Source organism: Flavivirga aquatica (assembly GCF_001747085.1).
Classification (GTDB): Bacteria; Bacteroidota; Bacteroidia; order Flavobacteriales; family Flavobacteriaceae; genus Algibacter_C; species Algibacter_C aquatica.
Genome location: NZ_MDJD01000054.1, coordinates 226,257 through 239,453, shown reverse-complemented (window position 1 = coordinate 239,453; position 13,197 = coordinate 226,257). Strand labels below are relative to the sequence as shown.

Below are 13,197 nucleotides of genomic sequence, written 5' to 3'. Positions count from 1 at the left end.
TAAGAAGAGCCGTATGATGGGAGACTATCACGTACGGTTCTGTGAGAGGTTTAGGGGTGAGATTCCCCTTTACCTACTCGACCTTTTCCGCGAACTTGCTAGCGTTGGCAGAAGACATACTCTTTTGCAATTTTTGGTTGAGCGATGGCTGGCGTGAATTGCGAATGTGTATGGCTTTGCGCGTTGGCTTAAAAGGTCATATAGTATTTACCTTCTTCAAATTTATAGAAAGTCAGTTTATCATTTCCGTACTCTTCCAAGGTTTCCAATGTAACAGGTTCGTACTTTTTTAATACTCCGCTTGTCTCTAGTTTTCCCTTTAGCCATATTCCAAAAATCTGTAAACTATTTTTTGAACGAATGTTTTTATAATAGTCTCCTTGAGTCCTCATTGGTATAATCAAACCATCATCAGTATAAGCAAGAAAATCTCCTTTAGGATAAAATTGTTGAGAATTCAAATCGTTACTAGCAATCAGTTCTATCTCGTACCAAGGTCTTGGTTTAACTTTACCAGTTGACCGACTCCATCTACCTTTTCCAAAATAAACATTTAGGTTTGATTTTTCCTTTTCGGCAACTCGGTCTAATGGGAAAACAAATTTTGGTAGTTTTGCTAAAGAAATTGAAGAAGAGTCATAAGTTTTTAAACTAGTCCAAAGTCTTTCTACTTTATCAAGAACTATTTTCTTTTTACCAGGAACTGTTATATCCGCTTGGTCAATTGATATCGAGTAGGATGGTGAATAAAGGTCATTTAAAAAAGCTATTAGATTTACTTTTTGATTATCATCTAATATTGGTACAGTACATTCAATATTTCCTTTAGTACCACTTGCAGAAAAATTTGATGAACCAACATAGATATTTGATGTTACATCTTTATCAAATTGATATACTTTACCGTGGTATCTTCTGCCGTTAGTCACAAACACACCTGAGTTTTTGTTGTAGGCTTTTAAAGATTCATTCAATTTTGTTACTGCTTTCAACTTTTTTTGACCCAATCCCTCATAAAATGCCATTCCTAATAGCAATCTTGATGTACCGCCTTTTTTTGCAATTTCAATAAATGGTTTTTCAAAAGCATTAATCACGTCAAGTGAAGCGTAACCTGATGCAACAGTAATATTATTTGACGTCTTAAATTCTTTATCTAAAACATTCCGAAAGTCGCCTCCGTATTTTTGGATATTAGTGTGCATTGACCTTGATGTTTTCTAAAAATGTTTTAATCTGTTTTGCAAAAGGGTAAATACCTGAAGGTGGAACAGAATTACCAATTTGTTTTCTCACTTCTGTAATAGTGCCCTCAAATACAAAATCGTCTGGATAACCAAATAATCTTGCTCTTTCTCTGTTGGTTAACGGTCTTGGTTCATCATAATGATATCCCCAAGTTCCACCACCACCAGCCGCAATAATTGTAGTTGACGGTTTGTTAGGATGCAGTCTGCGATAAACGTGCGAAATCATTCCTTTTACATAATGTGGTGAATCTTTTGGTATGTCAGTAAAATTACCTCCTGGTGGAATTAGCTTTAATTTTTCAATAGTACCAGCTTGAATGTTTTGATGCTCGTTGTTATGTTTTACTTTTTTTACTCCTTTCAAAGCTTCTTTAGCAGATAAATAGTTGTCTGCGTCATTTGTTGGTGCTGGTATGTCAAAAAATGTATCTAAATCTTTTCTTACTCCAATAATTAATACCCTTTGACGAAGTTGAGCTACTCCATATTCTGCAAAATTCACTAAATGTGCAGTTGTATTATAACCGTAATCTCCTGTTTCTGAAAAATCTTTAATTATTGTCTTTATTGCTTTTTTCTTATTAGCAGTCAAAATTCCTTTTACGTTTTCTGCAACAAACATTAAAGGTTGTTTTTGAGAAACTATTTCAACAAAGTTTTGGTATAAATTACCTCTGTCTGTCGTTATTCCACCTCTTTTCCAAATCATAGAAAAATCTTGACAAGGAAATCCTCCAAGTATTAAATCTGCATCTGGTATTTGAGAATAATCTAATTCAGTTATGTCTCCACAGACAATGTGGTCTCCAATATTTTTTGCATAGGTTTCACAAGCTCTTTTTTCAATATCATTAGCCCATTTTATATTAAAACCAGCTTTATCAAATCCTAAGTCCATTCCTCCACAGCCCGAAAAAAGTGATATAACATCAATTTTTTCTTTTTCCTTTGATTGTTTTTTTGAGTTATCAATTGGTGGTGAATACATCCTTAATTGTGGTTCTTTGGCAATGCTCATATTTTGTATTTCCGTACTCATCTATGTTAGTTTTGGTATTGGATTTGATTTTAGATACTTTATTTTTTTTTCGGCAACTTTTAGAACTTTACTAGCACAATCTTCATCTGCAATTTCATAAGCAATTTTGTCACTAATGAACTGAATTAAAAGTTCATCCTTATCAAGTTTCAGAATTTCAGCTAACTTTTCCAACATTTCTTTTGTCGGTTTTCGCTCGTTTCTTTCGATTTTGCTCAATATTGCTTGGTCAATATCAAGATAAGCTGAAACTTGCCTTAAAAGAAGCCCTAGATTTTGTCTTTTATTACGTAAAATTTGTCCGATTGTTTCCATTTGAAAATTGTTACTTGACAATAAGTGTCAAATATAGTTTGTCAAATTTAAGATAACAAGTAATTCAGTTTGAATTTGTTCGAGCGTTGGATAAAAAAACAGCTCTTTTATTTTTTCAGCGTTGGCTTTTCGAGTTAGCAAAAAATAAATGTGCTGTTTTCGCGGTGGACTTTTTAGTTCAAATGTTCAATGGAAGCACGATTTTCGGCATTACAGGTAACGGCAGTTCGTCTAATAACCTCCGTGTTTTTTAATAGTTCGTACTAAAATACTTTTTTTTACTACACTTATTACATAGCAATTTGCTTTTTTTGATAAAGACTAGAATAAAGAGCTAGAACTCCTAAAAAATCTAATACAGACAACATACCAATATTTATAGCTCTAAAAAGCGTTTGTTTCTTTGTTTTCATTATGTTCCATATTCTTTTCAGGTTATATGCTATGAACATAAACCCTACATCAGCACTTGCTCTTTGCATTGTTTTTTTAGTTAAGATATAGCTAAAGCCCCATTGTCGTTTTATGGTTCCGTAAGGGTGTTCTACAATAGCTTGTCTTTTTTTATATGCCTTGGGATTTTTTAAAACTTGTTGCGCATTTTCTTCTATGTATTTTTGAAATTCACTGCGCTGTATTACCTTTCCATTTACTTTAGAAGTTGTGCATAAGTCCCTCACGGGGCAAGATTTACATTGATTTGTTTTGTACTGTTTAAATCTATAGTTTCTTCCTTTATAAGTGCTTCCATTACTCTTAAGAATATTTCCCTGTGGACACATATAGGTGTCATTTTCTTTATTGTATTTAAAATGTTCAGAGTTGTAGTTTGGGTCTGGAGCTTGTGAGGCTCTCCCAATTCCAGGTATTGCAACCAGTGTTTTTATATTTAATTGATTGGCTGTGCAGAATTCACTTCCTGTGTGATAACCTTTATCATAAAGTGCGGTAAATGTATTGGTGTGTAAGATAGATTTTGCTCTACGTAGCATCTGTCCCATTGCTTTGGAATCATTCGTGTTGGTTACTAGGTAATCAAAAGGGATGTTGTAATCTGCATCTACAGTGGTCTGAACACAGTAGGCAACTTCAGTAATGTTATTACGTATTATTAAGTGCTTGCTATCAGGATCCGAGGTTGATATCTGTGGTTCTCCTGATTCTATTAGTTCTTTTTCAAGTTGCTTATAGTGTTCTCTGCGTCCTTTATGTTTGTCGATATCTTTATTTATTTCTTGCTTTTCACTGTCGCTATCACTTTGCTCGAGTGCTTTATTGTACTGTTGCAGTTTATTATCAATATAATCTAGATGGCGCCCGATTTTTTTTTGGTTAAAATTGTTCTTCTTACTGTTCTGCGCTCTGAGTTTGGTGCTATCTCCAGCAACCAATGTTGCACCTATGAGTCCAAAATTTCGAGCTATTTTAACGGTAGCAAAAAACACTTTTTTAATGGCCTTGGCATTATCTTTTCTAAAATTGCTAATAGTATTATGGTCAGGAGTTAGAGCTTCTAAAAGCCATATCACTTCAATATTTCGTTTGCATTCTTTTTCCAATTGCCTTGAAGAACGCACGCGGTTCATGTAGCCATAAATGTATAGTTTTAGTAAGACAGATGGATTGTAAGCAGGCGGTCCATTTTCTGTAAAAACTGAACGAAAACCAAGTTCGCTCAAGTCAAGTGAATCTACAAATTGATCTATTGACCTCACGCTATTTTCTTGTTCGATGGAATCTTCAAGAGAAACAGGAAAAAGGCAGGTCTGTTTTCGGTCTTTTCCTAGGATGAATTTCATAACATTAAGATACGAAAAAACGAAATATTTACCTAAGAAAATAGGATAAGTTATTAGACAGTCTGACGGACTTGTGTATGAAACGTAGCATGCAAAAAGACACTACATTTTCAGTTTAACACAGAGCCGAATTTTTATATTTTGTTTTTAATTTTTCTCTTTTAAAAAGCCAAATTAAAAATTTGGCGGACTTTCTAAATATACACAAACCTTTCGATTAAGCACTTATTAGCTATGTTTTATACACCGTGTTGTGTACAGTTTTTTATTCTAATTCAGCCTCAAGATTTTCTATCTTGTCCTTTAGTTCATTATTAAATTCTTGCGCATCTTGTCCGTGTGTTACACGTGCGTGACAATTTGGACAAATAGCGGCCACATTTTTTGGTGAATCACTTCCTCCTTGGCTTAACTCAATTATATGATGAACTTCCAAATAGGGTTGTCCGTTTCTTTTTAAAAATGGGGCGTCATTATCACAAGATTCACATTTTCCATTGGCTCTAGATAGGGCATAAGTCTTTATGATATCAGAACGATTTGAACTTGATACTAATGATGTAGTTTTCTCTGGTTCGTCGATAGAATTTGCATATGCTTTTTCTCTAAAATCAGAAAATTTGATAAGCTTTGGTTCCGTCTTGAATTCTTTCTCAATGTATTCATAAGCTCTATCACTTGCTGTATTCAACTTGATAGCTTTTATTGACTTCGTAGGTTTGTAATCTAATTTTACAATACTACTATCAGTTGCTACTAAATATGGACTTCCAAAAGGTTTTCCATTTCGAGTTTTTTGAGAAACTTTTACATCAGCTCTAAATCTTGTACCTAAAGGGTTTTCTTCCCTCAAACGTCTTGGAAATTCTACTCGAATACCTTGGTCAAAATATTCTAGTGGTCGGACTCGTGGTCTAGATGAGCCTTTAATTGTTTCCAAAAGCACTCCATCGTATCTATCTCCAATTACAAGATTATTATTCAATTTTTTCGTTTTTAATAGTTGATAAGCACTTTCGTTTCGGTTTATAACCTAGCTAAATATAAATATTTTGCTTTTATCTTTTTTACTATAAACGCCAAATTTTATATTTGGCGACTTAGCAAATAAACACACACCTCTTGGTTAAGCACGAAAGCCCTATGTTTTCTTATACATTGTTACCATTAGTTTTTATCTACAAATTCCTCAAATATTTTAGGAACTCTATTTTCAAAACTCTTTTTGCTTAATTCTCTGTCATTTAGGGATTCGTCTTTTGAAGATATTATATTTGATTCTACAATTATATCTTCTATAGTAGTAATTTTAAATATAGTTTTATCTCTATTTATATAGTAACAAGTTGGGTATTCTGTATTTCTTACTCCGTAAATCATCTGTCCGTAACCATCTTTTAGATTTGTTAAATCCTCATCATTGAAGTAAACAATATTTATGTTTTCGTTATATTCATTTGATTTACAATCATCAGGAGATTTTGCTCTATATATTCAACTTTGACACATTGGGTTTGATTCATGGTCTTTATTAATTAAAAGAATAAATTCAACAGTTCCTTTATATTTTTCAGCTAAAATATTCAGAGATTCAAGTTCTCTATTACACTGTCCATTTCTTCTTGAAAAAGTTTGGATATAAACTGGTTTTTCAATCTTATTTACTTCAATTAGGTCTCCGTTTTTACTTATGAAAATCAAATCTATGTTGTCTTTAGGTAAAAGATTTATTAGTTGACTAAAAATCGGCTGTCCGAAAAAATTACTACTTTTACTCATGTCGTTTATTTGGTGAGAGATTTAAACGACAGTATACAAAAAAAGCCTCAAAAATTGAGGCTTTTTTTATCGGACACTAGTGATTCTAAATCATTAATAAATTTTAATGCAATGTCAGGTACATTAATGTGTGTTCTTGAAATTCTATTCCCTTTTCTCCAAAGACTAGTAATGGTTTTGTCAACCAAAATTAAATCGTCTATTAGAGGATTATCAGTGTTATTTACTTTTAAATTTCCGTTATAGCTACCATCAAACATCCAATCACCATCTTCTTCTAAGAATAAAATTTCTGTATTATAATTGGGGTCGGGAGTTATATCTAATAAATATCCTTCAGGAGATTTCCATATAGCATGTCTTTCCGCTTCTTGTAAATAAACTGTCTCGTGAAGTTTCCATCCATAAATAATATCACCTTTATCTTTAGAAATTTTATCTTCAACATTATAAAAGCAGTTATTTATTTTAGCATATGGCTCTGGATTTAAAGAGACCTTGATAGGTGTATTAGAACTATTTATTAAATCCAGAATTTTGTGCATTTATAATTATTGCTAACGGTTGGGCTATGAATAGTTGCGTGGTTTAGCACTTAACTTTGCAAGTACGCACCAAACTGAAAATCCGCGAGGATTTTCAGAAGTAGGCAAGAACAAGCAATTATTTATAGCCGTTGTTGTGCGCTGGCTGTGTGTCCTGCGTTGCTTCGGGAAACAATTTAGTAAAATAGATTATGAGCAACAAACTGTAATTGAGATGAGAGGCTCATTTTTTTTCAGGAACGAGCTTGATAAAGAAAATCAAGAAGGACTCACACAAAGAAAAAGAAAATGAGAATTGGTCTCTCGACTGGGATGTTAGGCATATCAGTCAAACCGCCTTATGGGGCTTGCTTTTCACGGGTTGGTCTTGAGCGATAAGGTAAAAGGCGCTACCATTTTTGTATTATGAGTAGTATGCTATGGTGGGAGTAAAGAAGCTGAAAGAGAAGAGATTTAACCCTTGTAGAAGTGTCGTAAACAACTTTAGTATTGTCAAAATCGAGGGATGGGCGGTCTTGCGAGAGAGAACTTGACGGGAGTAACCTATGTATTGGTCAAGTGGCAATCGGCATAAAGAGGGCAGGAGGTTTACTAGATGGCTCAATTACGGAACAGGAGAAGCTAAATAATAGTGCAAAAATTCCATAACCCCGAAGGGCAAGGAAGAAAGTAGCGATACTATTATTTAGTGGCGGATTAGCCCGTAGTAGTGAAGAAGTATTTGTAATGGATATGGAGCGAAGGGGCTGACTTAACAGTTTTAATTTGTATTACAACTAAGATTTTTTTTTTTTTAGGATGATTTTCAAGGAGAAACAAAAGTCGCAACCGATATCAAAGCGACAGGTAATGGAAGCCTTTAAAAAGGTACGCAGTAACAAAGGCGGATCAGGAGTTGATGATTTATCAATTAGAGAAGTGCAATCACGCCCTATTAAATATTTGTATCCTGTATGGAATAGATTGGCAAGTGGTAGTTATTTTCCAAAACCTGTACGCGAGGTAGAGATACCCAAAACAGATGGTCGTATAAGGAAGCTAGGTATTCCAACGGTGCAAGACCGAACGGCTCAAATGGTAATTCGAGAGGAATTAGAACAGATTGTGGATAAACAATTTAGTAAAAATTCCTTTGGTTATCGTCCAGGTAAATCATCGCATCATGCCATTAAACAATGCAGGAAAAACTGTATGGAGATGGATTGGGCAATTGATTTGGACATCAAGAGTTTTTTTGATGATATAGACCACACATTGATGCTTCAGGCATTAGGTCATTTTACCAAGAAGAAGCACATTCACTTGTATGTAAAACGTTGGTTGGAAGCATCAGTCCAGAAGAAAGATGGCACAATACATCCACGAATCAAAGGCACCCCACAGGGAGGAGTAATCAGTCCATTACTGGCAAACATCTTCCTGCATATAGTTTTTGATAGTTGGATAGAAACGCACCATCCCGAAGTAAAGTTTGAGCGTTATGCAGATGATATTATTATTCATTGCGATAATTTCAAACAAGCCCTGCGGACTTTGGAAGCGGTAAAAGCTCGATTATTCCAATGTAAATTGGAGATAAAATCGGGTAAAAGCAATATCGTTTATTGCAAACGCAACCAAAAGAAGCATCCCCCATTTAAGGTTCATTATGTAACATTCGATTTTCTAGGATTTACATTTAAGCCACGAATGGTAAAGGGTTACTTTGGTAATTTTCATTTGGGTTTTACACCATCTATTAGTCGTACGAGTCAGAAACGTATCAATCAAACCTTGTTTAAGATGAAACTCCATCGTATGGTTCACTTACGCCTGTTAGATTTGGCAGGCATTATAGCAGATAAAGTACGGGGTTGGATTCATTATTACGGTAAAGTTAGAATGAGTGAATTACATTATGTGTTCCGTTTCCTGAATAAGCGACTTGCAAAATGGGTACGCAACAAATATCGGAGATTTAGGCGTAAACATTGGTTTGCAGCTTACAAATGGTTACAGGAAACTGCTAAGCAGTACCCAAATATGTTTGTACATTGGCAATATGGATTTACACCTTGACTTGACTTGTTAAGAAGAGCCGTATGATGGGAGACTATCACGTACGGTTCTGTGAGAGGTTTAGGGGTGAGATTCCCCTTTACCTACTCGACTTTTACCAATCAAGTTGTAAAGCTTTATCAGAACCAGGTTCTACCTTAAGTTCCGCTTTACAATATTCAATGGTTTTGGTTATTATTTTATTTATTTCTCCAAAATTTTCAATCCGTTTTCCCTCAAACATTGGTGTCACATCAAGATTTGAGTTTATTGAGTGAAATATTTTTTCATAAAGTTCAGCCGTTTTTTGGTCATTCCGTAACACACCATAGGTTATTCGAATAGCATCGAAAGGTCCTTTGTTATGATAAACTTCTTCTCCATTTATGATTGGAAATAGCCAAATTTTGACATCATCTCCAATCTCAGTTTTATTTTTGATTCCAAAATAGTCATCCACTTGTTCAAATTCCAATTCAGCGAGTTTTTCAAATTCTCTACTGTTAGGAAGTCGGTCAGGATTTTCAAATCCAACAATTAAAAACAAATCTCCGAAAGTCGGCTTGTCAGAGTTGAATTGAAAGTCTATCCTAATTCCCTCAAACGCTAAAGTTTCCAAATCCAAGTTTTGTGTTTCCATTTCCTTTTTTTGACTTTCACTTTTACAACTTAAAAGCCCAAAAATCAATAATATTATTGTTATTCTGTTCATTTTCTCAGCTTGCGCACAACGGTTTTGGCTTAAGGTTAGTGTGGGGTAAGAAAATCAGAGATTTTCGAGCACGCACTAAGCTGAAGCCTTTTTGTTTAGTTTTTAATTTTGTTGTCAAAAGCTAAATCGAAAAGGATTTAGCGACTTAGTAAATATACACAAAACATCGAATAAAGCCTCAAGCCCACATTAACTTTAGCCGTTGTTGTAGCCAGTTTTTATTTCTAATTCGTTCCATTTATCTTTCCAGTTTTTCTTTTCAATTCTATTCTTGTAAATAGTCAAATCAAACTTCGGTGTTGGTACAACTAAGAGATTAAATAAATCTTCTAATCCATAAGGTGCGATATACTCAATTTTGTTTTTGAAATTCAATCTTACAGCTATTGAAGTAGCTGTTTCAGGCCAAAAGGAAATCGCCTTGTTACAATCAGCATATTGTTTGTGTCCATTTCTAATATGCATCCTTGCTTGATTCTTAACAGACCAATTTAGCTTAGGATTCAGATTTCTCAGTTTGCATTCTATTTCTAAGTCAAACTTTTTGGTCAAATTTGATTTGTCAAAAAATATTATGTCAATATCATTAAGTTCGGATCTGTCTTTTCCGTGTTTTTCGTCCCAAACTTTATTTCTAACAAAACCAGCTCCAATCCAACAATCTTTTAGGTTTAAATCTCTGACTATTTTTAAAATGTTAGTCATCCATTTATCACTTTCAATAATATGGATTAGTTTATTTTCTAACTTTTCGGGCATTTTTTTGGATAATTGGCTACAACGTTAAGTATAAGAAACGTAGGGCAGATGATAAGCACTGTCGTTTCGGATTGGTACTTAGCCAAATATAATATTTTGCTTTTATCTTTTTTGTCTTAAACGCCAAATTTTATATTTGGCGACTTTGCAAATAATCACAGACCTTTCAGTTATCACTAAATGCCCTATGTTTTTTATACCTTGTTGGGCGTAGTTATTTTTCATTCTTTTTGTCAGTCAGAGTAATAGTCAGTTTATTTTTTTGTTGCTTAATTTCAATTTCTTTTCCGATTTCAAATCCGAGTTCTTTTAGCCATCTTCCCTCAAGTCGGATTTCAGGAACGGGAATATATTTCCATTCTCGAGGCTGGAATTTTTTATAAATCTTTAGCTTTCTAAATTGGCTCATTAAATACGTGTTCGTTATTCCGAACACAATATATAAATAATTTACGGATATTCGGTATAGTGAACACGAAAGAATTAAAATATTTTCAAAAGTTAGGTGCTAAAATTAAGCAGTTGAGAGAAGAAAAGGGCATTGACCAAAAGTCATTTGCTTTTGATTGTGAGATTGGTCGAACTCAGTTATATATGATTGAGAACGGTAAAACAAACCCAAGATTACTTACTTTAATTAAAATTTCTAATGGGTTAGAAATATCAATAAATAAACTTTTAGAAATTGATTAAAAGTTTATTCAAAAAACGTTCTTCTTATGACACTTCGCATATCATCTTTTGGTTTAGCATAAGTTATTAAATTAAGCTCTTCAATTCGATATTTCACAGATGTTTTACTAATTCCGAAATAGTCCGATAAATAATCAACTGTTTTGTAATAATCCTGCTTGTTTATAGTTTGTTCGTCTAGGTAAATATGTTCAGGTCGGCTAATTCCAATACTTGTTCGATAAGCAATTAAGTGTGGAAGAAATAAAATTTTTGGTAAGAATAAAGCGATTGCAAACTTATTTGCTTGCCATTCAATCCAATTTCTATCATTCACTAAATTATGTCTATCGGTAAAAAAATCATATTCTGAATAAATAGCGTCCTAAACGTTTAAAAAAAGAGAAAGGGAAATTTGTTCCTCAAAGTTACCTTTGTGGTGGAACACAAAAAAACCTTTCTCCGATGCTAAATATAACTTTGTTTTCTCAAATAATCAGTAAACTAGATAAATCAAGATTCAAAAAACTAGTTAATTCTCACCAAAGTGATAAACATCAAAAAGGTTTTACTAGCTGGTCTCACTTGGTTTCAATGTTGTTTTGTCAATTTGCTAATAGCCAATCTGTACGTGATATAAGTAATGGTTTACGCTCAGCAACAGGTAATCTGAATCATTTAGGTATGCTCAAAGCCCCATCAAAATCTACTTTGAGCTATCAGAATAAAAACAGGAGTTGGGAACTTTTTAGAGATTACTACTATGTGCTTTTGAAAAGTCTAGGACAGCAGGCTCAAATGAATCGGACTAAATTTAAAATAAAATCAAAGATTTTCTTGTTGGATGCTACTACGATAAGCCTATGTTTAAGCTTATTTGATTGGGCAAAATATAAAACCAAAAAAGGAGCGGTAAAAATGCATACTTTGCTTGATTATGATGGGCATTTACCCGCTTATGTAAATATAACGGATGGAAAAACAGCTGATAATAAGGGGGCACACGATATTCCACTTTTAAAAGGAAGTGTTATTGTAGCCGATAGGTTTTATAATGATTTTACGCTGTTGAATGTTTGGGACAGCAGCGGTGTTTATTTTGTGGTTAGGCATAAAAGCAACATAAAATTCAAGACCATCAAAGAACTAGAATTACCAGAAAATAGACATGGGCACGTCCTAAAAGACGAGATAATTGAGCTTACTGGTAACAAAACCAAAGAAAAATATCCAAGAAAACTTCGAAGAGTAGCCTTGTGGGACGATAAAAACCAGCAAACCATTGAAGTCATAACCAATCAAATGTTTTGGACAGCAAACAGCTATCAGAATAAAAACAGGAGTTGGGAACTTTTTAGAGATTACTACTATGTGCTTTTGAAAAGTCTAGGACAGCAGGCTCAAATGAATCGGACTAAATTTAAAATAAAATCAAAGATTTTCTTGTTGGATGCTACTACGATAAGCCTATGTTTAAGCTTATTTGATTGGGCAAAATATAAAACCAAAAAAGGAGCGGTAAAAATGCATACTTTGCTTGATTATGATGGGCATTTACCCGCTTATGTAAATATAACGGATGGAAAAACAGCTGATAATAAGGGGGCACACGATATTCCACTTTTAAAAGGAAGTGTTATTGTAGCCGATAGGTTTTATAATGATTTTACGCTGTTGAATGTTTGGGACAGCAGCGGTGTTTATTTTGTGGTTAGGCATAAAAGCAACATAAAATTCAAGACCATCAAAGAACTAGAATTACCAGAAAATAGACATGGGCACGTCCTAAAAGACGAGATAATTGAGCTTACTGGTAACAAAACCAAAGAAAAATATCCAAGAAAACTTCGAAGAGTAGCCTTGTGGGACGATAAAAACCAGCAAACCATTGAAGTCATAACCAATCAAATGTTTTGGACAGCAAACACTATAACCGAACTCTACAAAGCTAGATGGGAGGTGGAAATATTTTTTAGAGATATAAAGCAACAACTACACATTAAATCTTTCATTGGAACTACACAAAATGCCGTGATGATACAAATTTGGACTGCTCTGATCACAATTCTTATCTTAAAAGCGTTGAAAACACAAGCGAAATACCCCTGGTATCTGTCTAATTTAGTAGCATTTATAAGACTTAACCTTTTTGTAAAAGTTGACCTGCACAAATGGCTCGACAATCCGTTTCTAAAAAAGCAACCTCCTCCAAATAAATATATACAAGGAGTTCTTTTTTGAAATTTTAATTAAATTTAGTCTTAGACTTGTAAAATGGGTAGATTTATTA

Annotated in this window: 15 protein-coding genes; 3 read left to right on the top strand and 12 right to left on the bottom strand. The window is 33.7% G+C overall.

Annotation, left to right across the window (positions count from 1 at the left end; genetic code table 11):
• Positions 1 to 188 precede the first annotated feature (188 nt).
• The 8 genes from A8C32_RS15425 to A8C32_RS15390 all read right to left on the bottom strand — a co-directional run bounded on the left by A8C32_RS15425 (position 189) and on the right by A8C32_RS15390 (position 6,727).
• A complete protein-coding gene (locus tag A8C32_RS15425) occupies positions 189 to 1,205 on the bottom strand; it encodes a restriction endonuclease PLD domain-containing protein (RefSeq protein ID WP_069831309.1) in 1,017 nt (338 codons plus the stop codon).
• Positions 1,195 to 2,289: a DNA cytosine methyltransferase gene (locus tag A8C32_RS15420; RefSeq protein WP_205635405.1), complete on the bottom strand. Its 1,095-nt coding sequence runs from the start codon at positions 2,287 to 2,289 to the stop codon at positions 1,195 to 1,197. Before A8C32_RS15420 ends, A8C32_RS15425 begins: the two co-directional genes overlap by 11 nt.
• Positions 2,290 to 2,604, bottom strand: a complete 315-nt coding sequence (locus A8C32_RS15415) for a helix-turn-helix domain-containing protein (protein ID WP_069831308.1) — start codon at positions 2,602 to 2,604, stop codon at positions 2,290 to 2,292. It abuts the gene before it with no gap.
• A 290-nt stretch (positions 2,605 to 2,894) separates the two neighbouring features.
• Entirely contained in the window at positions 2,895 to 4,403 is a 1,509-nt protein-coding gene (locus tag A8C32_RS15410) for an IS1182 family transposase (RefSeq protein ID WP_069831307.1), read from the bottom strand.
• A gap of 265 nt (positions 4,404 to 4,668) precedes the next feature.
• Positions 4,669 to 5,388, bottom strand: coding sequence for an HNH endonuclease (locus A8C32_RS15405; RefSeq protein WP_069831306.1), 720 nt, complete (start codon positions 5,386 to 5,388; stop codon positions 4,669 to 4,671).
• Positions 5,389 to 5,570: 182 nt separating this feature from the next.
• Entirely contained in the window at positions 5,571 to 5,783 is a 213-nt protein-coding gene (locus A8C32_RS15400) for a hypothetical protein (RefSeq protein WP_069831305.1), read from the bottom strand.
• 114 nt (positions 5,784 to 5,897) lie between these two features.
• A complete protein-coding gene (locus tag A8C32_RS15395) occupies positions 5,898 to 6,182 on the bottom strand; it encodes a hypothetical protein (RefSeq protein WP_069831304.1) in 285 nt (94 codons plus the stop codon).
• Between the two features lie 47 nt (positions 6,183 to 6,229).
• The gene (locus A8C32_RS15390) at positions 6,230 to 6,727 is read right to left on the bottom strand and encodes a hypothetical protein (protein WP_069831303.1); all 498 of its coding nucleotides are present in this window, start codon (positions 6,725 to 6,727) and stop codon (positions 6,230 to 6,232) included.
• 849 nt (positions 6,728 to 7,576) lie between these two features.
• On the opposite strand from A8C32_RS15390, the gene ltrA reads away from it, so the two are divergent.
• Positions 7,577 to 8,785 (top strand): group II intron reverse transcriptase/maturase, encoded by a 1,209-nt coding sequence (gene ltrA, locus A8C32_RS15380; RefSeq protein ID WP_165605804.1) that lies wholly within the window; start codon positions 7,577 to 7,579, stop codon positions 8,783 to 8,785.
• 94 nt (positions 8,786 to 8,879) lie between these two features.
• On the opposite strand, the gene A8C32_RS15375 is transcribed toward ltrA, so the two are convergent.
• The 3 genes from A8C32_RS15375 to A8C32_RS15365 form a co-directional block, all read right to left on the bottom strand.
• Positions 8,880 to 9,476, bottom strand: coding sequence for a hypothetical protein (locus A8C32_RS15375; RefSeq protein WP_069831301.1), 597 nt, complete (start codon positions 9,474 to 9,476; stop codon positions 8,880 to 8,882).
• A 195-nt stretch (positions 9,477 to 9,671) separates the two neighbouring features.
• Complete coding sequence (locus A8C32_RS15370) at positions 9,672 to 10,235, bottom strand: nucleotidyltransferase family protein (RefSeq protein ID WP_069831300.1); 564 nt, start codon at positions 10,233 to 10,235, stop codon at positions 9,672 to 9,674.
• Positions 10,236 to 10,449: 214 nt separating this feature from the next.
• The gene (locus A8C32_RS15365) at positions 10,450 to 10,644 is read right to left on the bottom strand and encodes a SymE family type I addiction module toxin (protein ID WP_069831299.1); all 195 of its coding nucleotides are present in this window, start codon (positions 10,642 to 10,644) and stop codon (positions 10,450 to 10,452) included.
• Between the two features lie 59 nt (positions 10,645 to 10,703).
• Between A8C32_RS15365 and A8C32_RS15360 the strand changes: the two genes are divergently transcribed.
• Positions 10,704 to 10,928 (top strand): helix-turn-helix domain-containing protein, encoded by a 225-nt coding sequence (locus A8C32_RS15360; protein ID WP_069831298.1) that lies wholly within the window; start codon positions 10,704 to 10,706, stop codon positions 10,926 to 10,928.
• A gap of 4 nt (positions 10,929 to 10,932) precedes the next feature.
• Here the strand turns inward: A8C32_RS15360 and A8C32_RS15355 are convergent, their stop codons facing one another.
• Complete coding sequence (locus A8C32_RS15355) at positions 10,933 to 11,244, bottom strand: ImmA/IrrE family metallo-endopeptidase (protein WP_069831297.1); 312 nt, start codon at positions 11,242 to 11,244, stop codon at positions 10,933 to 10,935.
• Between the two features lie 128 nt (positions 11,245 to 11,372).
• On the opposite strand from A8C32_RS15355, the gene A8C32_RS15350 reads away from it, so the two are divergent.
• Positions 11,373 to 13,148 carry an IS4 family transposase gene (locus tag A8C32_RS15350; protein WP_069831296.1) on the top strand — a complete coding sequence of 592 codons (1,776 nt, stop codon included), beginning with the start codon at positions 11,373 to 11,375 and terminating at the stop codon, positions 13,146 to 13,148.
• The last annotated feature ends 49 nt before the right edge of the window (positions 13,149 to 13,197 follow it).